Genomic DNA, 24,766 nt, shown 5'->3' with positions numbered 1-24,766 from the left:
GTGGACCGCCGCGCATCCGCCCCGCAACAACGGCAGTCAAGGGCCTCCAGCCGCACGGCCCTTGTCCCCGCATCACGGCTGTCCGGTTGGGTGGGTCGCTTTGCCAAGAGCCATGGCCCACTCACGGAAGAGCCTGACGACGGCGGAATCCTCCTCCGTGCCGCTGACGGGGCTTCTGCCCTCCTCAAGGCACCCTGGCCGGTCGATGGACGTCCAGGCCGCGGCGCCACTGACATCGAACGGCTTGCCGCTCTTGCAGGCCAGGAACGTGGCCTCGGTATCCTGCTGGTGCGCCGCGGCGGTTTCGCCGTGGCTGTGGCGAGCGGCAGCAAGGTCCTGGAATCCAAAAGCGGCAACCGCTACGTTCAGTCCAGAACGGCTGCAGGTGGCCAATCCCAACAACGGTATGCCCGGCGCCGCTCCAACCAGGCCGACGCCTTAGTGGACTCCACAGCGGAACACGCCGCGCGTATTTTTGCCAGCCACCGGGTTGAGTACATTGTTCCCGGCGGGGATAGAGCCTTGGTGGACCTGGTCCTGGCTCAACCCTCCATGCGTGCTGTGGCCAGCCGAAGCCAACTGCCCTTCCTGGACGTCCAGGAACCCAAAACTGCTGTGCTTGCAAAAGCTGCTTCGGACGCTTGTTCCATCCGGATCCTGGTGACTGATCCAGCGTAAGTGATCCACCAGTCTCATTGTGTCGACACAGCAACTGCCGTTCAGCAACCTCCAGGCGCCCGCCTCAAAGGAGCCTGCCGGTAGAGATAACTCCCTTGTTCCACGAACCCGGCCCGCGAATACAACGCCTGGGCACCGTGGTTGGATGCAGTGACCAACAGCCAAAAACCCTGGAGGTTGCGGGCCGCTCCCTGATCCAGTAGCGCTGCCAGCACCATCGTGCCGTATCCGCGCCTGCGGTGACCGGCAGAGGTCGCCATACTGTAGAGGCCTCCCCAGCCGTCCACCAAGGCGAGGCGTCCGACGGCGGCCGGTACGCCGTCGTCGTCCCTCACCAGCGCGTACACAGACTTGCATCCGGTAAGAATGGTGCGGGCAACCTCCAATTCCGGCTCGCCACCGCGCCCGTCCACGGACCACCACAGGCGAAGCCATTCATCGGTGGGCGCGTCCGAGAGTTCTACGCTCTTCGGCCCGGCACCCAGGGTTTCCAAGGCGTCCGTACCCCGGACCATGATCAGGGTCTCGGACTGCTTGGTGAAGCGTTGCCCGTCCAGGACGGCGTTAAGGCCCGCACTACGGGAGTCATCGAATATCTGGAAAATGAGCGGGAGACGCCGCTGCCTGTACCAGGCTGACGCTGAACTGACTGACCGTTCAATGTCCGGACTGCTTGCCGTGCCCGGCGTCTCGGCCAGCATCCCGGGCAGGTTCCTCGGCCACACGGAGTTCGCCCTCTGCGTGACCCCAGCGGACGCGCGGAGCACCCACTCCCCCGTGTCTTTGCGCTCCACTGCCGGCCACGCCTTGTCCATGAGGGTTTCCAAGAATGCTTGTTCCAACATCGCGGCACCTTTCTTCTGGAGGAACACAAGGGTCATCTGCAGGAACACCAAGGGTCATTGGCAAGAACACCAAGGGCCCCCCACATCAGTGGGGAGCCCTTGGCTACCGTCTTATTCGGACTTGGCCTCCGGCTTGGCCGCAGGCTTGGTTTCCGGCTTGAAGTCCACGCCGGCTTCCTTTCGCTGCTGTGCAGTAATGGGAGCAGGAGCGGCGGTCAGCGGGTCGAAGCCGTTGCCGGTCTTCGGGAAGGCAATGACGTCGCGGATGGACTCGACACCGGCGAGCAAAGCCACGACGCGGTCCCAACCAAGGGCGATGCCGCCGTGAGGCGGCGCGCCGTACTTGAAGCCCTCCAACAGGAAGCCGAACTTGGTCTCGGCGTCCTCCTTATCCAGGCCCATGAGCTGGAAGACGCGTTCCTGAACTTCGCGCTCATGGATACGGATGGAGCCGCCACCGATTTCGTTGCCGTTGCACACGATGTCGTAGGCGTAGGACAGGGCCGACTCAGGATCCTTGTCAAAGGTGTCAAGGAACTCCGGCTTGGGAGAGGTGAAGGCATGGTGCACGGCTGTCCACTGGCCGGCACCCACGGCAACGTCACCGGAGGCAACTGCTGCGGCAGCGGGCTCGAACATCGGTGCGTCCACGATCCATACGAAGGCCCAGTCTTTGGGATCGATCAGACCAGTCCGGTGGCCAATTTCAACACGTGCAGCGCCAAGGAGGGCCCGTGATGCGGACTTCTCGCCGGCGGCGAAGAAAATGCAGTCACCCGGCTTGGCGCCAACGGCGCCGGCCAGGCCGGCCCGCTCTTCGTCGGTGAGGTTCTTGGCTACGGGGCCGGCGAGTTCGCCGTCTTCCTTGTAAAGAACGTAGGCCAGTCCCTTTGCACCACGCTGCTTGGCCCATTCCTGCCAGGCATCCAGGGCACGGCGCGCCTGCGAGGCGCCCCCCGGCATGACGACGGCGCCAACGTAAGGTGCCTTGAAGACGCCGAAGTTGGTGTCCTTGAAGAACTCAGTCAGCTCGGTCAGCTCCAGGCCGAAGCGCAGGTCCGGCTTGTCGGAACCGTACTTTGCCATGGCGTCCAGGTACGTCATGCGTCGGATTGGGGTGGGCACCTCGACGTCGATCAGTTGCCACAGGGCCTTCACAATTGCTTCACCGAGCTCGATGACATCGTCCTGGTCAACGAAGCTGGCCTCGATGTCCAACTGGGTGAATTCGGGCTGGCGGTCCGCGCGGAAGTCTTCGTCACGGTAACAGCGGGCAATCTGGTAGTACTTTTCGAAACCGCCAACTTGGAGCAGCTGCTTGAAAAGCTGCGGCGACTGCGGCAGCGCGTACCAGGAACCGGGGGCAAGCCGGGCGGGGACGACGAAGTCGCGGGCGCCTTCCGGCGTCGAACGCGTCAACGTGGGCGTCTCAATCTCGACGTAGCCGCGCTGGTGCAGCAACTCGCGGGCAATGCGGTTTGCCTCTGAGCGGAGGCGGAGGTTGCGTGCCGGGCCAGGGCGGCGAAGGTCAAGGTAGCGGTGCTTAAGGCGCGCTTCTTCGCCGACTTCGACGTGCTCATCGATTTGGAACGGCAGGGGGTCCGAGGTGTTCAGGATGATGACCTTGTCCGCCATGACCTCGATCTCGCCTGTAGCAAGCGCAGGGTTTTCATTGCCTTCAGGACGTTTGTTGACGGTACCCGTCACCTGCAGGACGTATTCGTTCCGCAGGCCGTGGAAGACCTCTTCTTCACGGACAACTACCTGGGCGACACCGGAAGCATCACGAAGGTCAACGAATGCAACGCCACCGTGATCACGGCGGCGGCCCACCCAGCCGGCCAGGGTAACGGTTTGTCCAATGTGCTCGGAGCGAAGTGATCCGAGGTCATGTGTGCGCAGCACAGCATTCCTTTCAGCATGAATTTTCAAGGGATCATTGCAAAGACGATCCCGTCCGAGTTTACCCGCCCCGGCCGCGGCTGAATCACCTGGCCCGGATCAGGCAGTGATGACCCGGACGTGCAGATCTTCCTCCGACGGCGACCAACTGGCCGGGTCCGCATCCACCTGCGCGCCGGACCTGATGTCCTTGACCTGGTGCTTGCCGTCATCGTCAGTGAACCAAACAAACGGAATTCCCCGACGATCAGCGAACTTGATCTGCTTGCCGAATTTTTCAGCCTTCGCAGCAACTTCAGTAGCAATACCGCGGCCACGAAGCTGTGCCGCGACGTCCTGCGCCGCGGACCAACTGTCGTCGTTGTTCAAAGCGACCAGGACGGCGGTCGGCACTGCCCGTGTAGCAGTGGCAAGCTCCTGGCTCAGGATCCGTGAGACCAGACGGGTGACGCCGATGGACAAGCCGACGCCGGGAAACTTCCGGTTTCCTTTGCTGGCCAGGGCATCGTACCGGCCGCCCGAGCAAATCGAACCCAGTTGTTCATGGCCTACCAGGACGGTTTCGACGACGGTCCCCGTGTAGTAGTCCAGTCCCCGGGCGATGCTGAGGTCGGCAACCACCTTGCCGGGCGCGCGCTGGACGGCAGCCTCAATGACCTGCTGGAGCTCGCTCAATCCTTCCTCGAGAAGGTCATCGGTCACCCCAAGGGCACGTACCTGATCCACGAACGAGGTGTCCTCGGTGCGGATGGTGGCAAGCTTGAGCGCCAGTGCCGCCTGCTCGTCCGAGGCGCCAAGCTCGCTCTTGAGCAGCTCAGCGACTTTGCCTTCGCCAATCTTTTCCAGTTTGTCGATGCTCCGCAGGACTCCGGCGGTATCAGTCAGGCCAATACCGCGATAGAAGCCCTCAGCCAGCTTGCGGTTGTTGATACGGAGGCGGAAGTCCGGAATCGGGAGGGCGCTCAGGGCCTCGGCGATGACCAGCGCGATTTCGACGTCGTAGCGGAACGGCAACTCGCCATCGCCCACCACATCTATATCTGCCTGGGTGAACTCGCGCGCACGGCCTTCCTGCGGACGTTCGCCACGCCAGACCTTCTGGATCTGGTAGCGGCGGAAGGGAAAGGCGAGGTAACCCGCGTTCTCCACGACGTAACGGGCGAAGGGAACAGTGAGGTCGAAGTGCAGGGCAAGCGCATTCGGATCAGCTTTGTCTGCCTTGTCCGTGGTGGTTGACCTGGAAGCTTCGCCTTCGTCGTCCTGCAGGCGGCTCAGGCCATAGACCTCTTTGTCGATCTCGCCCTTACGCAGCAACTGGCCGACGGTTTCAACAGCACGCGTTTCAATCGAGGAGAAACCGTGCAGTTCGAACGTCTTCCGGAGCGTGTCCAACACATGGAGCTCCACCAACCGCTCCTGGGGAAGCCACTCGGGGAATCCGGACAGGGAGGCGGTACGTGCCATGGTGGATAAATCTCCTCGAAGAAAGCTGACTCAGGAATGACCACCGCAGCTTTAAAGGCCTTTTCGGCGATTATGGGGCGGGCGTCCAGCCGGTCATGCATAAACTATGTGCGGCAGCCAGTTTATGCTTTCCGCGCGTGCACATCTAATGCAGCATGCCCGGTCCCTGCAGGCGGCCAGCGAACGTGGACACAATCAGGAGGACTCTTGGCAACAAGGTCGCGGGATGACCGCGAAGCGAGACGCCGCATCCGGCAGATGGAAGCCAAGCGTGCCCTGCGGCAGGAACAGGGCAAGCGGCGCAAACGCGACAACACTGTTGCCATCGGCGCGGGCGCTGCCGCTGTGATCCTCGCAGTGGTGCTGCAACTGACAGTTTTCAGTTCCAACCCCACAGAGGCAGAGTTCGCCGCCGCAGAGGCCGGACTGAGCTCCCCGTCCGCCTCTCCTTCGGCCTCCAACAGCGCAGACATACCCAGCCCGGACACCGCAGCCGGTAAAACCTTCACCGGCGAGCTAGCCCTGAACAGCGGCGTTGTGGGAGTGGAACTGAACGGAACGGCTGCGCCCCAGGCGGCGGCCGTCATCAAGTCCCTCACCGATGCCGGCTACTACAACGGAGCCCTGTGCCACCGCCTGACAACCTCCGAAACGTTCGGCCTTCTGCAATGCGGTGCCAAGTCCGAAGACGGCGCGGACGATCCCAACTACCGTTGGGGTCCCCTGGAGAACACACCAACGGACAACACATACCCGGCTGGAACAATCGCCATTGCCCGCTCGGGAAACAACGCCTATGGCAACGGTCATCAGTTCTTCATTGTGTATAAGGACACAACAATTCCTGCGGACACGGCCGGTGGTTACACGGTGGTCGGCAAAGTCACCAGCGGTTTGGACGTGGTCACGAAAATCGCTGCGGCCGGCCTGAAACCGGGCGAAAACGCGACCGACGGCGCCCCTGTGGCACCTGTCACGATAGACTCGTTTTCTCTGAAGTAACCAGCCTTTGGCCCCGGTCCGGGGTGCAGTTCCTTAGCAGTCCCTCCAAGCGAAAGACTTTTAGCGGTGACAGACAGTCAGAAATCCGACGAAACAGCAGTAGTGGCCAACCAAGACGCAGTCGAGGCAACCAGCCCGAACGGCACTGAGGCAGAAGCCGTGGCTGAACAAACTCCCGCAGTTGCGGCCGACGAAAAGCCGGCAGCAACCAATGGCCCTGCTGCTGAAGAGGCACCAGCCGCTGAAGAAGCCCCAGCCGCTGTAGAAACGCCTGCGACAGAAGAAACGTCTGCAGAAGCGGCTGAGGTGGCACCCGCAGAGGAGGAAGCACCAGAAGCTGAGGTGGCACCCGCAGAGGAGGAAACCCAGCCTGCCGATTCGCGTCCCACTCCTTCCCCTGCTGCCTTCGCGGCCCGCCCCAAGGCGCCTGCCGCCGTCGTTCCGGCTGCTCCCGCGGTATCTGCGGCCTCGCTTGCAGAGGCAGCCAAGTGGGGGCGCGCCGAAGGCGACGGCCACGTATTCCTCACTTTGGATGGCGAGGAGATTGCCGTTGGGCAGTACCCGGGTGTTAGCCCTGACGAAGCCCTGGGCTACTTCGCCCGGAAGTTCGACGACGTCATTGCCCAGATAGTCCTGCTGGAACACCGCGTGGAATCCAAGGCTCCGGCAACGGACATGCAGAAAACGGTAACCCACCTTCGCGAGCAGCTCGCAGAGCGCAACATGGTGGGAGATATCCGTTCGGCCGAAGCACGCCTGGACACGCTGTCCGAACAGATCGCCGAGCTGGAAAAGTCCGAGAAAGCAGCCCATGAGGCGGTCCGCGCCAACGAGCTTGCCGCGCGCGAAGCCATTGTGGCAGAGGCAGAGGCCATCGCGGGCCAGGATCCTGCCCAGATCCAATGGAAGACTTCCAGCGCGCGAATGAACGAACTCTTCGAGACGTGGAAAGCTGCGCAGAAGAGCGGGGTCCGTCTTGGCCGGAGCAACGAAGACGCCCTTTGGAAGCGCTTCCGCTCGGCCCGCACAGTGTTCGACCGCCACCGCCGTGCCTACTTCTCGCAGCTGGACAGCAACAATTCTGCGGCCAAGGTGGCTAAGGAAGCATTGATCGCAGAGGCTGAGGCGCTTTCCTCTTCCACTGACTGGGGTTACGCCGCCGGGGAGTACCGCAGGCTCATGGATCAGTGGAAGGCCACCCCACGCGCCAGCCGCAAGGATGACGACGCACTCTGGGGACGTTTCCGCGCCGCGCAGGATGTGTTCTTCAGCAACCGGCAGGCTGCAAACGACCAGATCGACCAGGAGTACACGGCCAACCTTGCAGTGAAGGAGCAGCTGGTAGCTGAGGCCCAGGCGTTGCTGCCGATCAACGATCTCAACGCAGCGAAGAAGGCCCTTCAGTCCATTCGTGACCGCTGGGAAGATGCAGGCAAGGTCCCCAGGGCGGACATGGGCCGGATCGAGGCCGGTCTTCGCAAGGTGGAGGACGCAGTCCGCGAGGCTGAGGAGGAGAAGTGGCGCCGGAGCAATCCGGAGACCAAGGCCCGCACCAACAGCGCTTTGTCGCAGCTTGAGTCAGCAATTGCCGGGCTCAAGGAGGATCTGGAGAAAGCTGAAAAAGCCGGAGACCAGCGCCGCATTAAGGCCGCGCGTGAAGCTCTTGAGGCACGCCAGGCGTGGCTGGACCAGATCCAGCGATCAGCGAGCGACCTCGCCTGACCCAGCTCTGGGTTCATGTTGAGCCCATGATTGTCTGCAGGCCCTGTACCGGTTATCCACATGCCCGGTACGGGGCCTGTACTGTTGCGGCCAGGACACGGAATGATCAATGAATGGTCCCACCCGTCACAGCCCCGCAACTGCAGGAACCCGTCCTTCCCGAACTCTACGCACCCAGCCGGATCTTCACGTGGCCTGAATTGCAGGGCATGGCACTGGATGGCATCCTGCTTCCTTTGTACGGAAAGAGCTATGCCTCGCCCGGGATTGCAGTCACGCCCCGCCTCCGCGCCCGTGCAGCTGCCCTGACTGTCCCGGACCGGATGCGGACCAAGGTGGTCGCGGGCAGGCTCACCGCGGCCTGGATCTACGGATGCGCGAGCCCTCCGGAGCGGTTGTCACTCCTGGTGGATGCCAAGCATCGTATCTCCAGCGTGCGCAGTGCCCGGGGGTGCAACCTCCATGAGGTTCGGCTTGGCCAACTGGACGTTCTGAGCCTTGGTGGCATGCTGGTCAGCAGCCCCTTGAGAACAGCAGCGGACATTGCGCTGCACGTTGAGTCAGATCAGGCCCTGCCGGCGTTGCGGCGGCTCCTGGACCACCCGGAGCTCGGCATCAGGCTCCGTTTGCTCACCCTTGCCGTGGAGGCAGCGCCGCGGGTTCCCCACAAGAAGCGTGCGCTCGCTACGCTCGCACGGCTCGTGCCCCCGAGCTAGCTCCTGCGCCTGTTACCGGTTGTGCGGTATACGTCGAAGACTCCGTCAATACGCCGCACCGCGCTGAGAACATGGTGCAAATACTTTGGGTCACCCATTTCGAAGGCAAATTTGGAGATCGCCACCCTGTCGCTTGAGGTGTGCACCGAAGCCGCAAGGATGTTGACATGGTTTTCCGACAGGACACGGGTGACATCGGACAAGAGTGACTTCCTATCCAAGGCTTCCACCTGAATCTCCACCAGGAAGACGCTGGACTGCGTTGGTGCCCACTCGACCTCGACGATCCTGTCCGGCTGGTCGCGCAACCCGGAGACGTTGGTGCAATCAGTCCTATGCACCGACACCCCAGAACCGCGGGTGACAAATCCAAGGATGGGGTCAGGGGGCACAGGGGTACAGCACCGGGCAAGTTTGACCCACACGTCTCCCACGCCACGAACGATGACACCGGAATCGGAAAACTTGGACTTGGCAACCTGCGTAGGGATGCTGACCTCGTCAAGGTCCTCATCCGGGGTCTCGTGTCCACCCAGATGCTCTACGAGCTTCTCCATCACAGACTGGGCAGAAGTATGGCCGTCACCCACTCCTGCGTACAGGCCGGAGATGTCAACGTAGTGGAAGTCCTCGGCGACGGCAGACAGCGCATCATGCGTCATGAGTCGCTGCAGTGGGAGGTTCTGCTTTCGCATGGCCCGCGTCAGCATGTCCTTGCCGCGGTCAATCGCTTCCTCACGGCGTTCCTTGGTGAACCACTGGCGGATCTTGTTCCGGGCCCTTGCCGACTTGACGAAGTGCTGCCAGTCCTGGCTTGGACCAGCGCCCTCCGCCTTTGAGGTGAAGATCTCCACCCAGTCGCCATGGTTCAGTTCGCTGTTGAGCGGCACAAGCTTGCCGTTAACGCGGGCTCCGATGGTCCGGTGCCCCACTTCCGTGTGAACCGCGTAGGCGAAGTCCACCGGAGTCGATCCAGCAGGCAAGGCCATGACTTCGCCCTTGGGCGTGAAGACGAAGACTTCCCGTGCGTTGATCTCGTACCTCAGCGAATCAAGAAATTCGCCCGGGTCCGATGTTTCCTGCTGCCAGTCCACCAAGGACCGCAGCCAGCCCATATCGCCGTCGCGTGGGCTGCCAGGGCCCACCGCAGTACGGTTGGGTTGGTCCTTGTACTTCCAGTGGGCTGCGACGCCATACTCAGCCCGGCGGTGCATCTCATGCGTGCGGATCTGGATTTCCACGGGCTTTCCGCCCGGGCCGATTACCGTGGTGTGAAGGGACTGGTACATGTTGAACTTCGGCATGGCGATGTAGTCCTTGAACCGACCCGGGAGAGGGTTCCATCGCGAGTGCAGGGTACCAAGTGCTGCGTAACAATCCCGCACCGAGTCAACCAGGACGCGAACGCCCATGAGGTCGTTGATGTCGTCAAAGTCCTTATCGCGGACGATCATCTTCTGGTATATCGAGTAGTAGTGCTTGGGCCGGCCGGTAATGGTGGCCTTGATCCGGGCCGTGCGGAGATCATCGGCAATCTGGTTGCGGATGACACTGAGGCTCTTCTCGCGTTCAGGGGTACGGTCCCCCACCATGCGGACGATTTCCTCGTACACCTTGGGGTAGAGCGCTGCGAAGGACAGATCCTCCAACTCCCACTTAATGGTGTTCATACCCAGGCGGTGTGCAAGGGGAGCGAAGATCTCCAGCGTTTCGCGGGCTTTACGGGACGACGATTCCGCCGAAACGAACCGCCATGTACGGGCGTTGTGGAGCCGATCAGCAAGTTTGATCATCAGGACCCGGATGTCCTTGGCCATAGCCACGACCATCTTGCGGACCGTCTCCGACTGCGCTGCTTCACCGAAGCTGACCTTGTCGAGCTTGGTGACCCCGTCCACAAGCATGGCAACTTCCGGGCCGAAGTCGCGGGTGAGGTCATTCAGTGTGTAGGGGGTGTCCTCCACAGTGTCGTGGAGCAAGGCGGCGGCGAGGGTGGTTCCTGTCATCCCAAGCTCAGCAAGGATGGTGGCTACCGCCACCGGGTGGGTGATGTACGGATCACCACTCTTGCGCTTCTGCCCTTGGTGGCTGCGCTCTGCTACCGCGAATGCGCGCTGAATGAGGTCGAAGTCTTCTTTGGGGTTGTTGGCCCGCACAGTTCGCAGGAGCGGTTCCAGAATCGGCGAGTACGGCGCCATCCCCCGACCGGTCAATCGCGCAAGCCTGGAACGCGTGCGCTCCCGCCGCCCCGGAAAGGTTGGACGCACGCCGGGAGTATCGACTGGAACCGTACCAGCAGTCCGTCCAGCCACGCTTGTTGCCGGAACCGTCACACCGTGGTGACTGTCCTCCCCGCCCGTCGGTGGTGCCGACGTCGCACGTTCTTCCACAGAAGTACCCCTCACGACCTATTTAATTCTTCCAGTCTATTCCCGCAGGCGAATGCTTCCGCAACCGGACAGCACATGACGCACGCCGCGGCAAGTCAAAGAGAAAGGACCCCGCTGTAAAAGCGGGGTCCTCCTCCAGGACGTAATGCCTAGTGGAAATAACCTAAACAGTGGCCTCGGCCCTGCGGTGGGCCACTTTCCCGGCCTGCTTCACGAGTTCCGGCTCGCCCTGGCGCAGCCAGGCGTAGAGCGGTGCCGCAATGAAGATGGTCGCCGCCGTACCGATGAGGATCCCGACGAAAAGCGCCAGGGAAAGGTCCCGCAACGTTCCTGCGCCCAACAGTCCTGCCCCGATGAAGAGGATGGCTGCAACCGGAAGGACGGCCACCATCATGGTGTTGATGGAGCGGACCAGGGTTTGGTTGACCGCAAGGTTGACCTCTTCACCGAAGGTCCGGCGCGTGGAGGTGGAAATGCCCGCTGTGTTCTCGCGGATCTTGTCGAAGACCACCACGGTGTCATACAGGGAATAGCTCAGGACAGTCAGGAATCCGATGATGGCCGACGGCGTCACCTCGAAATCACTCAGGGCGTAGACGCCCGCTGTGGTGAACATGGTGACGAGCATGCCCACCAAGGCAGAGAGTGACATCTTCCAGGTCCGGAAATACAGAGCCATGAGGACGGCAGCGAGGCCGACGAACACCACCAGGCCAATGAGCGCCTGGCGGGTGACATCCTGGCCCCACGTGGGGCCAACAAAGTTTGATGTCACCTCGTTGTCCGTCACACCGTAAGCGGTGGTCAGGCCCTCTTTGATGCGGTTGGTCTCGTCATCGGTCAGCTGGTCCGTCTGAATCCTCATGGTGTTGCCGGCCACGTTCGCAACACGGGGAATGGCACCGGATACGACGTCATGGACAGCCTTTTCGCCCAGGCCGGCGTCGGTGGTCTTCACGTTGGAAACCGTGAACTCCGAACCGCCGCGGAACTCGATCCCGAGGTTGAAGCCGCCCTTCAAAACCGGGATCAGGATGGAGAGGGCCACAGCCACCGCAGCAATGATGAACCAGATTTTCTTGGAATCAACAAAGTTGTAGGAGCGCTTGCCCGTGTAAAGCTCGTTGCCGAAGGTTGCGAAGCTCGTGGTCATTACTTCTCCTCCTTGGTGCCGTTGGCAGGCCCGGTCAATTGGCCCTTCTCGGCGAGGCGCCGTTCGGCGATGGTCATACGGCGTTCTGCTTCAGCCGCGGCACCTGTATTGCGTGCACGGACAACGGCAGGTTTCTCAGCAGGTGTGCGGAGACGTCCGGCTCCCCGGTACAGCGGGACAGCCCCCAGGCGGTCAGGTGACAGGCCGGAGAACCTGTGGCCTTCGCCAAAGAACTTTGTGCGGGCAAGGACCTGCAGCATCGGATGCGTGAACATAAACACCACGATGAGGTCGGCGACAGCCGTGAGGCCAAGGGTGAACGCGAAGCCACGGACATTGCCTACGGCCACGAAATAGAGGACCAACGCAGCCAGCAAGTTCACTGCCTTGGAAGCCAGCACTGTGCGCTTGGCGCGCTTCCAACCATTCTCGACGGCGGACACCAGCCCGCGGCCTTCACGAAGTTCATCGCGGATACGTTCGAAGTACACAATGAACGAGTCGGCCGTCTGTCCGATGGCCACGATCAGGCCAGCAACACCCGCGAGGGAGAGGCGGTAGTTTTCAGTCCAGCCCAGAATGGCGATGGCGAGGTAGGTCAAGCCACCGGCGACAACCAGGGAAGCAATGGTGACAAAGCCAAGGGCCCGGTACTGGAACAGCGAGTATACAACCACCAGCAGCAGGCCGATGAGGCCAGCGAGCAGGCCGAGCCGGAGCTGATCGCCACCGAGCGTGGCAGAGATCTGTTCCTGGGACTGGATCTCGAAGGAGATCGGCAAAGCACCGTAGCGGAGTTGGTCGGATAGCGCCTTTGCAGAGGCCTGGGTGAAGTTACCCGTGATCTGCGGTTTTCCGTCAGTAATGACAGCAAGGGACCTCGGTGCTGAGATGACCTTGTCATCCAGGACAATGGCGAATTGTGCCTTGGGGTCGTTGCCGCCCTGGGCAAGGGACGCGGTGTAGAACTGGTTCAGCCGCTCCGTAACTTCCTTGAACTTGGCAGTTGCCTCGGCGTTGAACGTAATGTTCACACCCCAGGAGTTCGTCACCGATCCCTGTGCGCCTTGTACCTGAGAGAAGGAGGAGGAGCTGATGTCCTGGCCTTTGACCTCGACCGGACCAAGGATGTACTTGATGGCGGGGGTCTTGTCCGTTGCCGGTTCACAGGTCACAAGCGGCTTCGCCGGATCAGAACGTTCCCGCTTCTCGGTGGAAGGGTTGACGCAGTCACGCGCCTCGAATTCCTTGTAGATCTCGGGAGTCACCCAGTTGGTGTCGCTCGCGTTGGTGGGCTCCGCGGTGGGCTTGGGCAGCTTGTCATCCGGCGTACGTGATTCGACAGGGATGGCCGCAGGATCCGCCGCAGCGATCACCGGGCGGAAGTTCATGTCCGCCGACGCCTGGATAAGATCACGGGTTTCCTTGGACGGAGTTCCCGGGAGGCTTACCACCACGTTCCGCCCCGACTGGGTGCTGATCTCAGCTTCGGCAACGCCGGAGCCGTCCACACGCTGCCGGATGATCGCTACTGCCTGATTAAGTTGTTCCTCAGTGATGTCGCTGGAACCCTCTACCCGCGGTGCCAGGATCATCTGGGTGCCGCCCTCAAGGTCCAAGGCAAGTTTGGGAGCCCAGCTTGCATGGCCGGAAATGACTCCGCCACCCAGGACAGCGGTGAGTACAACGAATATTGCTCCAAGCCAAGTCAGCACCCTGCGGGCTGAGTTTTTGGGGCCGGTCCGTGCCATTATCGATCTTCCTTTTATCGCCGGACAGCCGCCGGCGGACGCTGGTAAGCGTCTGCCGGCGGCTTTCCGCTGCCGTAGAAGTGTCCTTGCGCGGTGTTGCCGCGACTGACGGTGCTAGTTGTCCTTCTTGTCCTCTTTGTTGAGGCGCGCGATGGTTTCGTCCGGCGTCTCAGTCGCAGCCGGGGTCTCATCGGCAACGGTGAGCGACGAAGCGTCGTCCGGAACAACGGGGGCTTCCTCTTCAGCCTTTTCGATCACCTTGGTGACGGCCTGGCGGTGAACCGTAGCTTCGTTTCCGGGAGACAGCTCGATAACAACCTTGTTCTCAGCTTCGTCGATGGACACGATGCGTCCGAAGAGACCGAAGCTGGTCATGACATCGACGCCCGGAGCGAACTTGGACTGCATCGCAGCCTGCTGCTGCTGGGTCTTCTTGTTGCGGCGGAACATCATGAAGACAAAGAGTCCAAGCATGACGAACAGCAATATGGTCATTGGATCCACAGGGAAGTTCCGTTCTTTACTTACGTTTTGGTTCACGGCAACGTCCCCGGCAGATCCTGCGGACACGGGAGTAAATCCCGCACAGCAACGCGCTTCACCGCGAAGCGGGCGCATGGATCAAGGACTCGAACGTGCCGAGCGTCATACCAGTCTAGTGGGAAAAGCTGAATACAGCGTGTTAACCGATGGTATCTACGCTTTCGGCGTGGTTTTCATCCTCGTCAAACAAGGCAAGGGTCTCCTGGCCGAATACGCCCGCCGGTACGGCATAACCGAGGTGTGTCCACGCTGATGCCATGGCGATGCGGCCACGAGGTGTCCGCCCGAGCAGCCCTTCGCGCACCAAGTATGGCTCGGCAACAGTTTCAACAGTCTCCGGCTCCTCGCCCACGGCGATCGCCAGCGTTGAAAGACCCACCGGCCCACCGCTGAATTTGGTAATCAACGCTTCAAGGACGGCGCGGTCAAGGCGGTCCAATCCCCGTTCATCTACCTCGTACATGTCCAGGGCCGCCGACGCCGATCGCGCGTCGATCTGTTCGATTCCGTGGACAAGTGCCCAGTCGCGAACACGGCGAAGCAAGCGGTTTGCAATTCGTGGCGTGCCGCGGGATCGTCCGGCAATCTCTGTGAATCCGGCGGAGTTGACCTTCAGGTCAAGCAATCCGGCCGAACGGCGCAGTACGAGTTCGAGTTCTGCTACAGAGTAGAACTCGAGGTGGCCCGTAAATCCGAAGCGGTCCCGCAAGGGGCCCGGCAGAAGCCCTGCGCGGGTGGTTGCACCAACGAGCGTGAAGGGTGGAAGTTCAAGGGGAATGGCGGTTGCGCCAGCGCCCTTGCCGACCACGATGTCCACACGGAAGTCTTCCATGGCCATGTAGAGCATCTCTTCAGCCGGGCGGGACATGCGGTGGATTTCGTCGAGGAACAACACCTCCCCTTCGGACAGCGAGGAAAGAATTGCTGCAAGATCTCCGGCATGCTGGATGGCTGGTCCGCTGCTGATACGCAGTGGGGCGTTCATCTCGGCGGCAATGATCATGGCCAGAGTGGTCTTGCCCAGGCCTGGAGGACCGGAAAGCAGTACGTGGTCAGCGCTCCGGCCGCGCATACGCGAAGCTTCAAGCACCAGCGAAAGCTGCTTCCGAACACGGTGCTGGCCAACAAAATCATGCAGGTTTTTGGGCCGGAGCGCGGCTTCGATAACGCGCTCCTCCGGCTCCTCTCCCCCGGCAACGAGCGATTGCTCAGCCACGGGTGCCTACGCGGTTTCCAGCGCGCGCGCCGTCCTGCCCCAACCAGCGCAAAGTGGCACGGAGGATTTGCGCCACGTTACCGTCATCAACAAGCTCGGGGGAATCGGCCATTGCTTTGTCGATGCTGCCCGCGGCGTCCTTCTCGGACCATCCCAGACTGGTCATGGCAGCCACTACCTGGGGCTTCCATTCCACGGTAGCGATCACTGGAGCTGCTGTTCCTGTGCCAGTGCCGTGCGGGACCAGCTTTCCGGCCAGTTCAAGGACAATCCGGCCCGCGACCTTCGGTCCGATGCCTGGCACTTTAGTGAACGCCTTGCCATCGCCGGTGTGCGCAGCTACACGGATCGCTTCGGGCTCGTGCACCGCAAGTACGGCCAGAGCCAGCCGTGGCCCGACGCCGCTCACGCTCAGCAGGACATCGAAAACCTCGCGTTCATCATCATCGGCGAAGCCGAACAACGTGAGGGAATCCTCACGGACGATCATGGAGGTGAAGAGCTTCGCTTCGGCGCCTACTTTTAGGTGGCTCAAGGTCTGGGGCGTAGCGAAAACGCTCATTCCCGCGCCGTTGAGGTCGATCACGGCGGTCGACAAGCCAACGTGGGCAACTGTTCCACGGAGAAAACTGATCAAGACCCGGCTCCTGAGGTACGGCCTGCAAAGCAGACTATCCGAACATATCTACGAATACCCTAGCAAGGGGTTCTCCGAATCACCGTGCGCGGCGCGCTTTCGCTTCCGCTTCCGCCCAGGCCCGCTGAGCCGGGGTGAGGGAGTCCGTGCCCGTGTTCCCGCCGATTCCACCCATGCCGCTGCCTGCCCGCCAAGCGTGCGTCAGCGCCAGGGCAAGTGCGTCCGCAGCGTCGGCGGGTTTGGGCGGGGCGTCGAGCCGGAGGATTTTGGTGACCAATTTAGTGACCGCGTCCTTGTTCGCAGTGCCACTTCCGGTCACGGCCGCTTTGACTTCGGAGGGGGTGTGTAAAGCTACGGGAATGCCGCGACGCGCGGCAGCCGCGATGACAACGCCCGAGGCTTGGGCCACGCCCATCACCGTGCTGACGTTCATCTGCGAAAAAACGCGCTCGACGGCGACGACGTCCGGCTCGTGCAGGTCCAGCCACTCGTCGATGGCCGTGGCGATGACCAAAAGCCTCTTGTCCAGTGTCAACTCAGCCGAAGTCCCGACCACACCAACAGCCACCATGGTGGCCCGGCGGTTCCGCTCGATATCCACTACACCGATGCCGCAACGGGTAAGGCCCGGATCGACTCCCAATACGCGAAGAGTCAAGTCCGGGCCTTCCTGTTTGTTGTCAAAATAGAAGGGCTGCCCGCCTAGTCGGCGTCGAGGGCAGCCTGCACTTCCTCGCTGAAGTCTGCGTTGCTGTAGACGTTCTGGACGTCATCCAGGTCTTCGAGGGCATCCACGAGTTTCATAAATTTCCGGGCGCCATCAATATCGAGGTCCACCTGCATGGAGGGCACGAATTCAGCTTCATCGGATTCGTACTCGATGCCGGCATCCTTCAATGCGTCACGGATGGCCTGCAGGTCAGAGGGCTCGGAATGCACTTCCCAGTTCTCGCCGCTGTCCTTGACTTCCTCTGCGCCGGCGTCCAGGACGGCCATCAGGATGTCGTCCTCGCTCAGCCCATTCTTTGGCAGCACGACGACGCCCTTGCGGGTGAACAAGTAGCTGACCGAGCCGGGATCTGCAATGGTGCCACCGTTGCGGGAAATCGCGAGTCGAACCTCGGAAGCCGCACGGTTCTTGTTGTCCGTAAGACACTCGATCAACAACGCCGAGCCCTGGGGGCCACGGGCTTCGTACATGATTTCCGTGTAATCGACCACTTCGCCCGTGAGGCCGGCACCGCGCTTGATGGCGCGGTCAATGTTGTCGTTGGGAACCGAGGTCTTCTTCGCCTTGGTAACCGCGAGTTCCAGGCCCGGGTTGCCGGCGAGGTCCGGGCCGCCCATGCGCGCAGCAACTTCGATGTTCTTGATCAGCTTTGCGAACGACTTTGCACGCCTGCTATCAATGATGGCTTTCTTGTGCTTGGTAGTCGCCCATTTGGAGTGGCCTGACATGCTTTTACGCTTCTCCTCTGATCATTCGAATAAAGAGTTCATGCACGCGCTTCTCACCTGTGACTTCCGGGTGGAAAGAGGTGGCCAACAGCTGGCCGGAGCGCACTGCAACAATTCTAGCCAATCCGTGCAAAGTGGCGGTGTGGCTGGCGTGCTCCGGGTCAACCTGTGCCAGGACTTCGACTCCCGGGCCAACCCGTTCCACCCAAGGTCCACGGATGAAGACCGCGTGCACCGGATCCACGCCGGACTCCCCTGCGCTGAACTCGAGTCCTTTGAAATCGAGGTCGGTTTCAAAGGACTCGCGCTGCCGCCCGAAGGCATTGCGGCGCACCGTGATGTCCAATCCGCCAAAGGTCTGCTGGGGGTTTCCGTCCAGATCAGTAGCGGGATCGGCAATCTCATCGGCAAGGAGAATCATGCCGGCACAAGAGCCGTACACCGGAAGGCCTTCGGCGATGCGCTTCCGAAGCGGGTCCGCGAGTTCAAAGATTCTAGAGAGTTTGTCGATCGTGGTGGATTCTCCACCAGGGATGATCAGGCCGTCAACGTCATCCAGTTCTGCGGGCCGACGGATGCCCACACCCGTGGCGCCTGCAGCTTCCACTGCGTGGATGTGCTCACGGAAGTCGCCTTGGAGGGCCAGTACGCCGATCCGGAGTCCTGCACCCACGCGTGATGAAGCGTCGGAAAGGGGGTTGGTCATTAGACCATCATAGTGGTCCGGCCCGGCAATCTCCTCCCGGAGGACAAGCGGCAATGCCAGCAGGAGTCGCCTCCACGCCCAGTTCCATGCCTTAACTGGGATATATTACAGAGCATGTTTTCCTTCAGCGTTCCCCTCGGCAAGCTGGTCCGCACACTGTCCCGGCTCCGGGGTGGGGGCTCTGCTTTCCCCGGCCTGGTGGTCGAAAAAATCGATCCCGGTTTCATGCAGAGAACGCTGTCCAGCCTTCCCCATGGCGTGGCAGTTGTCAGCGGGACGAACGGAAAGACGACCACCACCAAAATGGTGGTCGAGCTGTTGGAAAGCCAGGGCTTGAAGGTCTTCACCAACCGCACGGGCAGCAACTTCACCCGGGGCGTGGCCGCTTCCCTCCTCGGCGATGTTGACTGGCGTGGTCGCCTCGACGCCGACGTCGCGATCCTTGAACTCGACGAAGCACATGCTGTGCACTTCGTGAACAAGGTGCCGCCGCGTTTTAGCCTCTTGCTGAACGTCCTACGAGACCAGCTTGACCGATTCGGCGAGATCGACAAGACCGCCCGCTTGCTCGAACACATCGCGCAGAAAACCACGGACACCGTGGTGCTGAACCGTGAAGACCCGCGGGTAGCGCGAATCGCCAACACCCTGAATGTTCCCGGGGCACTCCACAATCCCAGCGTCCGATACTTCGGCCTGGATGAATCGCTGCGCAGCACGTTCCCCAACGACGACGATATGCGGACGGCTACCACCGGACCCTCGTCCCCGAACACGCCGGCACCGGGCACCGCAGGTGATGTACCTGCCGCCCCCGCTGCCGACGTCGTACTCCGCCGCGTGGGTGCCCAGGACGCCGACTTTGAGTTCGACGGCGAAACGGTCACCACCAGCATGAAGCTGCGTGGTGTCTACAACATCTTCAACGCGGCGGCCGCACTTTCCCTGGCCAGGGCGATCCTGGGTACGGGAGCCGTCGACACTCCCAAACTGGTCAAGGCACTCGGTGATGTGGCTCCTGCTTTCGGGCGCGGCGAAAGCCTCACTGTCGATGGCCAGCCGTTGGAACTCGTGCTTGTTAAGAATCCCAGCGGCTTCCGGCTCGGCCTGAAGTCCTTCCCGGCCGGCGGCTACGCCACCATGATCGCCATCAACGACAACTATGCAGATGGCAGGGACATGTCCTGGCTCTGGGACGTCGAATTCGAGTCGCTGCGGGAAGACGGAGTTGAGGTCCTCACCGGCGTTCGAGCGTACGACATGGCCCTGCGACTGCAGTACGACGAGGTCCGCTTCGGTACAGTCGAGACCGACATAACCTCGGCGCTCCATGCATTCATTGACGGCTCGCGTGGCAAGCCCAAGCGAATTTTCTGCACGTACACCGCCATGCTCGCGATCCGTCGCGAACTGGCCAAAATCACCATAGTTGAGGTGGTCTCATGACCCCGGAAGCACAGCCCACCAAGGGAACCATCCGCGTCCTCCAGCTCTACCCGCGGGACATGAACATTTACGGTGACTGGGGCAACGCCCTGGTCCTCCAGCAACGAATAAAGTGGCATGGGTACACGCCGGAGCTCCTTGAATACAACGTAGACGATGACTTTCCTGACGACATCGACATCATCGTCGGCGGGGGCGGGCAGGACAGCGGCCAGCTCGTCATTCAAGACGATCTTCAGGCACGCGCCGATCAACTGCGGAAGCTCGCGGACGACGGCGCACCCATGCTCGTAATTTGCGGCCTCTACCAGCTTTTCGGAAAGTTCTTCAAGACCAGCGCGGGCCCTGTCATTCCCGGCATCAGTATCCTCGATGTCGAGACACACGGCACGGATGAACGCCTGATCGGCAATGTAACGCTCAAGTCCTCCGAATTCGGGGACGTCCTGGGCTACGAGAACCACAGTGGACAAACCACCCTGGGCCCCGGCGTCCAACCGCTGGGAACTGTCACCAAAGGTGCGGGAAACAACAGCAAGGACGGTCACGAGGGCGCCCGCTACCGCAACGTGGTGGCCAGCTACCTGCACGGCTCGCTGCTGCCCAAGAACCCGGCGATCGCCGACTTCCTGATACGGACGGCCGCGGAGCGGAAATATGGCACCTTCGTGCCGGGAACGCCCGACGACGACTACGCCCGCCTCGCGCGGGAGCACGCTGCCCGCCGGCCACGCTAGCTACTTGCCGCCTTACTTCTCCTTGGTAATCAGCAGCTCGTGGGCACCTGCCGCCGCCGCGCCCATCGACTCGACCACGGCCTTGGTGCGTTCGTGCGTCTCTGCGTCGGCAGCCGGGGAAGCGCAGACTCCCTGGGGTGCGTCGCTGGCCACTGAGCACCAGCGGTAGGGATCCCGGACAATCACCGACGGCGCCCAGGCGAGATCCGAGGCAGTCCAAACACCAGCCGCGTTTTGGCTGAACTGCGCACGGACCAGCAGTCCTTCGTTGTTGACCACATACCAGGGCGACAGTTCCGTCACGCCATTACCCAGTCCGTAGACAGTCCACGTGCCCTTGTAGTATTCAATCGGCAGCACCGAGTGCGTGTGGTGTCCATAAACCATGGTGAATTGGCCGCTGTCCACCAATGCGTGGGCGACCTCCTGTTGCTGGGCGTTGGCCTCGCTGGCGTACTCATCACCGGCGTGCATGACTCCGAGCACGATGTCGGCTCCGAGTGCACGGGCCTTGGTCGCCTTCGCAATCATGACCGTGGGATCAAGTTCGTCCACAAGCCACGGGTACTCCGGAATCTGACCGTTGTGTCCGTAGGTGCCGGCAATGACTGCAACGGTCGCTGCGTCCGTCTTAAGCATCAGGATTTCCTGTGATGCAGCTTCGGTCCGGTAGGAACCAGTGTGCTTGAGCCCGGCGGCATCCAGTGCATCCAACGTTCGGAGCAACCCTTCAGTCCCCCGGTCTATGGTGTGGTTGCTGGCTGTAGTGCAGGCCTGGTACCCCACATCCTTGGATGCTGTAACGATCTGCGGCGGGACGTTGAAGGATGGGTACGCGGAGAACGGACCATCCGGCGTGCCAACTGGGGTTTCCTGATGGCAAATGGCGAGATCGCTGTTCCGGATATAGCGCCGCTGGCCTTCAAGGAGCGGTATGAAGGTGTAACCGGGCTGCCCTGCGGCGGCGGCGTCGGCCCGGGCCTGCTGCCACAGCTGTGTATGGATCAGCATGTCGCCGGTGACCGTAATCGACGTACAACGCAGTTCGGGACAAGAAGGGCCCTTGCCCGGCGTCGGCGTAGGAGTCGGCGTTGGGGTGGACACAGGAGACGCGGGGGCAGTAGCGGCGCTGCTTTGCTCCCGGGAATCGTTCTCCGCAATTACGCCGCAGGCGCTCAAGCACAACGCAAATACTGATGCTGCCAGCAAAGCGCCCGTTCGCCATGGCCTGTGACGTCGGCGATCCCCCCGACTCCCGCAAGATGTGATGTTCCCCATAACAGCAATCCTACGGCGCGAGACTCGCGGGATTCCGGCGAGCCGCCCTTGAGGACACGATTCTTAAGTGAAAGAGTCCCTTCATGACCAATCCGCTTTTGAGTCCCAGTCCTCTGCCGTTCGGCCTGCCACCCTTTGCAGCAATCACCACAGAGGACTATGCGGAAGCCGTGGACGCGGGACTGAAGGAACACCTCCACGAGATCCAGCAAATTGCGGCGAACCCACTACCGGCGACTTTTGAGAACACGGCTGTGGCCATGGAAAGGTCCGGGCGGTTGCTGGACCGGGCCGCGGCGGCGTTCTTTACGCTTGTATCGGCCGATGCCTCGGACGCGATCAGGGAGCTGGAGACGGCCTTCGCGCCCCGGTTTGCCGCGCATCAGGACGCCGTCTACATGAACCGGGGCTTGTATGAACGCTTCAACGCCATTGATACCGCGAGGCTTGATGATGAGTCTGCTCGATTGGTCCAGGAATACCTCAAGGAGTTTCGGCAGTCCGGCATTCAACTTGACGACGACGGCCAGGCGCGCCTTCGGGAAATCAACGCCGAACTCTCACGCATAGGCACCGAATTCGGCCAGCGGGTCAAGGAGGCGATGAAGTCTGCCGCTATTCTCCTCGACGACGAAGCGGACCTGGCCGGCATGTCCACCGAAGATGTCGCGGGCGCTGCCGAGGCCGCCAAGGCGGCCGGGCACGATGGCCGGTTCCTCCTGGCGCTCATCCAGCCAAGCAACCAACCCGCCCTCGCCTCGCTCCAAAACCGGACCGTTCGGCGGCGCCTGTTTGAAGCGTCCCTGGCTCGGGGCACTGACGGCGGAAGCCTGGATGTCCGTGATCTGGTGACGGCAACCGTTCACTTCCGTGCGGAAAAGGCGAGCCTGCTGGGCTTTCAAAACTTCGCGGAACTCATGGTGGACCAGCAAACGGCACCCGACTTCAAAGCCGTGCAGGCAATGTTGGGCCGGTTGGCACCTCCAGCGATCCGAAACGCCCAAGCCGAAGCCCTAGCATTGGCGGAGTCCGCCGGCCACCCACTGGAGCCTTGGGACTGGGCATACTATTCGGCGCAGGTCCGGCGGGAAAAGTACCAAGTGGATGAACAGGCCATCAGGCCTTACTTCAGCCTCGAAATGGTCTTGGCTGACGGCGTCTTCTTCGCAGCGACCCAACTCTATGGCATCACGTTCCATGAGAGGCCGGATCTCGCCGGGTACCACGGGGACGTCCGGGTATGGGAGGTGAAAAACGAGGACGGCAGCAGTCTGGGTCTTTTTCTTGGCGACTACTACACCCGGGAATCCAAGCGCGGAGGAGCCTGGATGAACTCACTTGTGGAACAGTCCCGTCTCCTTGGCACGCAAGCCGTAGTGATCAACAACCTGAACATCACCAAGCCGGCGCCAGGCGAACCTGCTCTCTTGTCCCTGGACGAGGTCCGGACCGTCTTCCACGAATTCGGGCACGCGCTCCACGGACTGTTCTCCGATGTGGACTATCCCCGGTTCTCCGGAACGTCCGTGCCCCGGGACTTCGTGGAGTACCCATCCCAGGTCAACGAAATGTGGATCATGTGGCCGGAGGTGTTGGCTAATTACGCGCGCCACCATGCCACGGGAGAAGTGCTCCCGCAGGACATCGTGGAGAGAATCAATGAATCCCTGCTGTGGGGTGAAGGATTCGCCACCACCGAATACCTGGGAGCAGCGTTGTTGGACGTGGCGTGGCACGTGCTGTCCACGGATGACGTTCCGGCTGACGTCCTTGCGTTTGAGGCCAAGGCCCTCGCCGACGCCGGCATCGCCCACCCGCTGATTCCGCCGCGCTACCGTACCGGCTACTTCCAGCACATCTTTGCTGGCGCCGGGTACGCTGCCGGCTATTACTCCTACATTTGGAGCGAAGTCCTGGACGCGGACACCGTTGAGTGGTTCAAGGAAAACGGAGGCCTTACGCGGTCAAACGGGGACCGATTCCGATCCGAGCTGCTATCGAGGGGTAACAGCCGCGATCCGTTGGAATCGTTCCGTACGTTCCGTGGGCGTGATGCCGAGCTGGAACCCCTCCTGAAGCGCCGGGGACTGAACCAACCCACCCAGCCTTAAAAACGGAACGACGGGCGCCGATCCGGAAGTGGATCAGCGCCCGCCGTCGTATGTTTGGTAACGCTTACCAGCCGCGCTCTGCGAGACGGTGGGGCTGCGGGATTTCGTCGACGTTGATGCCGACCATGGCTTCGCCCAGGCCGCGGGAGACCTTGGCGATCACATCGGGGTCGTCATAGAACGTGGTTGCCTTCACGACGGCGGCAGCGCGCTCTGCAGGGTTGCCGGACTTGAAGATACCCGAACCAACGAACACGCCATCAGCGCCGAGCTGCATCATCATCGCAGCGTCAGCGGGTGTCGCGATGCCACCAGCGGTGAACAAGACGACGGGGAGCTTGCCCGTGGCGGCAATTTCCTTGACGAGCTCGTACGGGGCCTGCAGTTCCTTGGCCGCAACATACAGCTCGTCCTCGGGAAGGGCTGCGAGCTTGGCGATCTCCGCGCGGATCTTGCGCATGTGCCCGGTGGCGTTGGAAACATCACCGGTGCCGGCCTCGCCCTTGGAACGGATCATCGCCGCGCCTTCGTTGATGCGGCGCAGCGCCTCACCAAGGTTCGTGGCGCCACAGACGAACGGGACGGTGAAGTTCCACTTGTCGATGTGGTTCACGTAGTCGGCGGGGGTCAGGACCTCGGACTCGTCGATGTAGTCCACACCCAAGGACTGCAGGACCTGCGCTTCGACGAAGTGGCCGATGCGGGCCTTTGCCATCACCGGGATGGACACGGCGGCAATGATCTGATCGATCATGTCCGGATCGGACATGCGGGACACGCCGCCCTGGGCGCGGATATCGGCGGGTACGCGCTCGAGCGCCATGACGGCTACGGCACCGGCGTCCTCGGCGATGCGGGCCTGCTCGACGTTAACGACGTCCATGATGACGCCGCCCTTGAGCATCTCCGCCATGCCCCGCTTAACGCGGCTGCTGCCCGTGACGCTGTTCGCGGACGAACCGGCTTCGTTGCTTACATCTGGTGTAGACACAAAAACCCCTATGGGTAGAT

General features: G+C 61.7%; 22 protein-coding genes. 8 read left to right on the top strand and 14 right to left on the bottom strand.

Annotated features, from left to right (window positions below; genetic code table 11):
• Window positions 1-678, top strand: a complete 678-nt coding sequence (locus tag KSW38_RS14145; RefSeq protein WP_216925551.1) for an acVLRF1 family peptidyl-tRNA hydrolase — start codon at window positions 1-3, stop codon at window positions 676-678.
• A 41-nt stretch (window positions 679-719) separates the two neighbouring features.
• Here KSW38_RS14145 and KSW38_RS14140 read toward each other — a convergent pair whose 3' ends face one another.
• The 3 genes from KSW38_RS14140 to hisS all read right to left on the bottom strand — a co-directional run bounded on the left by KSW38_RS14140 (window position 720) and on the right by hisS (window position 4,889).
• Window positions 720-1,523: a GNAT family N-acetyltransferase gene (locus KSW38_RS14140; protein WP_216925550.1), complete on the bottom strand. Its 804-nt coding sequence runs from the start codon at window positions 1,521-1,523 to the stop codon at window positions 720-722.
• A 111-nt stretch (window positions 1,524-1,634) separates the two neighbouring features.
• Window positions 1,635-3,428 (bottom strand): aspartate--tRNA ligase, encoded by a 1,794-nt coding sequence (gene aspS, locus KSW38_RS14135; protein ID WP_216925549.1) that lies wholly within the window; start codon window positions 3,426-3,428, stop codon window positions 1,635-1,637.
• A 96-nt stretch (window positions 3,429-3,524) separates the two neighbouring features.
• On the bottom strand, window positions 3,525-4,889 hold the full coding sequence (gene hisS, locus KSW38_RS14130) for a histidine--tRNA ligase (protein ID WP_216925548.1): 1,365 nt from the start codon (window positions 4,887-4,889) through the stop codon (window positions 3,525-3,527).
• Window positions 4,890-5,096: 207 nt separating this feature from the next.
• Between hisS and KSW38_RS14125 the strand changes: the two genes are divergently transcribed.
• The 3 genes from KSW38_RS14125 (at window position 5,097) to KSW38_RS14115 (ending at window position 8,329) form a co-directional block, all read left to right on the top strand.
• Window positions 5,097-5,891 carry a peptidylprolyl isomerase gene (locus KSW38_RS14125; protein ID WP_216925547.1) on the top strand — a complete coding sequence of 265 codons (795 nt, stop codon included), beginning with the start codon at window positions 5,097-5,099 and terminating at the stop codon, window positions 5,889-5,891.
• A 66-nt stretch (window positions 5,892-5,957) separates the two neighbouring features.
• Complete coding sequence (locus KSW38_RS14120) at window positions 5,958-7,613, top strand: DUF349 domain-containing protein (protein WP_216925546.1); 1,656 nt, start codon at window positions 5,958-5,960, stop codon at window positions 7,611-7,613.
• A gap of 113 nt (window positions 7,614-7,726) precedes the next feature.
• Window positions 7,727-8,329, top strand: coding sequence for a hypothetical protein (locus tag KSW38_RS14115; protein ID WP_216925545.1), 603 nt, complete (start codon window positions 7,727-7,729; stop codon window positions 8,327-8,329).
• Here KSW38_RS14115 and KSW38_RS14110 read toward each other — a convergent pair.
• From KSW38_RS14110 to pdxT, 9 genes are all read right to left on the bottom strand, one after another.
• Window positions 8,326-10,719, bottom strand: a complete 2,394-nt coding sequence (locus KSW38_RS14110) for a RelA/SpoT family protein (RefSeq protein WP_216925652.1) — start codon at window positions 10,717-10,719, stop codon at window positions 8,326-8,328. The two genes, KSW38_RS14115 and KSW38_RS14110, sit on opposite strands and share 4 nt — an antisense overlap.
• 163 nt (window positions 10,720-10,882) lie before the next feature.
• On the bottom strand, window positions 10,883-11,872 hold the full coding sequence (gene secF, locus KSW38_RS14105; protein WP_216925544.1) for a protein translocase subunit SecF: 990 nt from the start codon (window positions 11,870-11,872) through the stop codon (window positions 10,883-10,885).
• Entirely contained in the window at window positions 11,872-13,623 is a 1,752-nt protein-coding gene (gene secD, locus KSW38_RS14100; RefSeq protein ID WP_216925543.1) for a protein translocase subunit SecD, read from the bottom strand. Before secD ends, secF begins: the two co-directional genes overlap by 1 nt.
• A 114-nt stretch (window positions 13,624-13,737) precedes the next feature.
• Window positions 13,738-14,118: a preprotein translocase subunit YajC gene (gene yajC, locus KSW38_RS14095; protein ID WP_216925542.1), complete on the bottom strand. Its 381-nt coding sequence runs from the start codon at window positions 14,116-14,118 to the stop codon at window positions 13,738-13,740.
• 187 nt (window positions 14,119-14,305) lie between these two features.
• Window positions 14,306-15,382, bottom strand: a complete 1,077-nt coding sequence (ruvB, locus tag KSW38_RS14090; protein ID WP_216925541.1) for a Holliday junction branch migration DNA helicase RuvB — start codon at window positions 15,380-15,382, stop codon at window positions 14,306-14,308.
• On the bottom strand, window positions 15,375-16,019 hold the full coding sequence (gene ruvA / locus KSW38_RS14085) for a Holliday junction branch migration protein RuvA (RefSeq protein ID WP_216925540.1): 645 nt from the start codon (window positions 16,017-16,019) through the stop codon (window positions 15,375-15,377). Before ruvA ends, ruvB begins: the two co-directional genes overlap by 8 nt.
• 79 nt (window positions 16,020-16,098) lie before the next feature.
• On the bottom strand, window positions 16,099-16,677 hold the full coding sequence (gene ruvC / locus KSW38_RS14080; RefSeq protein ID WP_216925539.1) for a crossover junction endodeoxyribonuclease RuvC: 579 nt from the start codon (window positions 16,675-16,677) through the stop codon (window positions 16,099-16,101).
• A 44-nt stretch (window positions 16,678-16,721) separates the two neighbouring features.
• A complete protein-coding gene (locus KSW38_RS14075; protein WP_216925538.1) occupies window positions 16,722-17,477 on the bottom strand; it encodes a YebC/PmpR family DNA-binding transcriptional regulator in 756 nt (251 codons plus the stop codon).
• Window positions 17,478-17,481: 4 nt separating this feature from the next.
• Window positions 17,482-18,183 carry a pyridoxal 5'-phosphate synthase glutaminase subunit PdxT gene (gene pdxT, locus KSW38_RS14070; protein WP_216925537.1) on the bottom strand — a complete coding sequence of 234 codons (702 nt, stop codon included), beginning with the start codon at window positions 18,181-18,183 and terminating at the stop codon, window positions 17,482-17,484.
• 114 nt (window positions 18,184-18,297) lie between these two features.
• Here pdxT and KSW38_RS14065 point away from each other — a divergent pair, with 114 nt between their 5' ends.
• On the top strand, window positions 18,298-19,629 hold the full coding sequence (locus KSW38_RS14065; RefSeq protein WP_216925536.1) for a Mur ligase family protein: 1,332 nt from the start codon (window positions 18,298-18,300) through the stop codon (window positions 19,627-19,629).
• The gene (locus tag KSW38_RS14060; RefSeq protein ID WP_216925535.1) at window positions 19,626-20,366 is read left to right on the top strand and encodes a type 1 glutamine amidotransferase; all 741 of its coding nucleotides are present in this window, start codon (window positions 19,626-19,628) and stop codon (window positions 20,364-20,366) included. Before KSW38_RS14065 ends, KSW38_RS14060 begins: the two co-directional genes overlap by 4 nt.
• A gap of 12 nt (window positions 20,367-20,378) precedes the next feature.
• Here KSW38_RS14060 and KSW38_RS14055 read toward each other — a convergent pair whose 3' ends face one another.
• On the bottom strand, window positions 20,379-21,377 hold the full coding sequence (locus KSW38_RS14055) for a CapA family protein (RefSeq protein ID WP_308169376.1): 999 nt from the start codon (window positions 21,375-21,377) through the stop codon (window positions 20,379-20,381).
• A 7-nt stretch (window positions 21,378-21,384) separates the two neighbouring features.
• On the opposite strand from KSW38_RS14055, the gene KSW38_RS23720 reads away from it, so the two are divergent.
• Together KSW38_RS23720 and KSW38_RS14050 are read left to right on the top strand one after the other, a co-directional pair.
• Window positions 21,385-21,600 (top strand): hypothetical protein, encoded by a 216-nt coding sequence (locus KSW38_RS23720; RefSeq protein ID WP_308169375.1) that lies wholly within the window; start codon window positions 21,385-21,387, stop codon window positions 21,598-21,600.
• 127 nt (window positions 21,601-21,727) lie between these two features.
• Window positions 21,728-23,755, top strand: a complete 2,028-nt coding sequence (locus KSW38_RS14050) for a M3 family metallopeptidase (RefSeq protein WP_216925533.1) — start codon at window positions 21,728-21,730, stop codon at window positions 23,753-23,755.
• A 64-nt stretch (window positions 23,756-23,819) separates the two neighbouring features.
• Here the strand turns inward: KSW38_RS14050 and pdxS are convergent, their stop codons facing one another.
• On the bottom strand, window positions 23,820-24,746 hold the full coding sequence (gene pdxS, locus KSW38_RS14045; protein WP_211712266.1) for a pyridoxal 5'-phosphate synthase lyase subunit PdxS: 927 nt from the start codon (window positions 24,744-24,746) through the stop codon (window positions 23,820-23,822).
• Window positions 24,747-24,766 lie beyond the last annotated feature (20 nt).

Source organism: Paenarthrobacter aromaticivorans (genome assembly GCF_019038615.1).
Lineage (GTDB): Bacteria > Actinomycetota > Actinomycetes > Actinomycetales > Micrococcaceae > Arthrobacter > Arthrobacter aromaticivorans.
The sequence above is the reverse complement of the archived record's forward strand: the minus strand, read 5'-3'. Positions and strand labels throughout refer to the sequence as shown.

What these genes read in the sequence shown, in the direction of transcription:
- KSW38_RS14140 (WP_216925550.1), bottom strand. Translation starts at nt 1,523, where the DNA reads ATGTTGGAACAAGCATTCTTGGAAACCCTCATGGACAAGGCGTGGCCG.
- hisS (WP_216925548.1), bottom strand. Translation starts at nt 4,889, where the DNA reads ATGGCACGTACCGCCTCCCTGTCCGGATTCCCCGAGTGGCTTCCCCAG.
- KSW38_RS14115 (WP_216925545.1), top strand. Translation starts at nt 7,727, where the DNA reads ATGGTCCCACCCGTCACAGCCCCGCAACTGCAGGAACCCGTCCTTCCC.
- secF (WP_216925544.1), bottom strand. Translation starts at nt 11,872, where the DNA reads ATGACCACGAGCTTCGCAACCTTCGGCAACGAGCTTTACACGGGCAAG.
- secD (WP_216925543.1), bottom strand. Translation starts at nt 13,623, where the DNA reads ATGGCACGGACCGGCCCCAAAAACTCAGCCCGCAGGGTGCTGACTTGG.
- yajC (WP_216925542.1), bottom strand. Translation starts at nt 14,118, where the DNA reads ATGACCATATTGCTGTTCGTCATGCTTGGACTCTTTGTCTTCATGATG.
- KSW38_RS14075 (WP_216925538.1), bottom strand. Translation starts at nt 17,477, where the DNA reads ATGTCAGGCCACTCCAAATGGGCGACTACCAAGCACAAGAAAGCCATC.
- pdxT (WP_216925537.1), bottom strand. Translation starts at nt 18,183, where the DNA reads ATGACCAACCCCCTTTCCGACGCTTCATCACGCGTGGGTGCAGGACTC.
- KSW38_RS14065 (WP_216925536.1), top strand. Translation starts at nt 18,298, where the DNA reads ATGTTTTCCTTCAGCGTTCCCCTCGGCAAGCTGGTCCGCACACTGTCC.
- KSW38_RS14060 (WP_216925535.1), top strand. Translation starts at nt 19,626, where the DNA reads ATGACCCCGGAAGCACAGCCCACCAAGGGAACCATCCGCGTCCTCCAG.
- KSW38_RS14055 (WP_308169376.1), bottom strand. Translation starts at nt 21,377, where the DNA reads ATGCTGATCCATACACAGCTGTGGCAGCAGGCCCGGGCCGACGCCGCC.
- KSW38_RS14050 (WP_216925533.1), top strand. Translation starts at nt 21,728, where the DNA reads ATGACCAATCCGCTTTTGAGTCCCAGTCCTCTGCCGTTCGGCCTGCCA.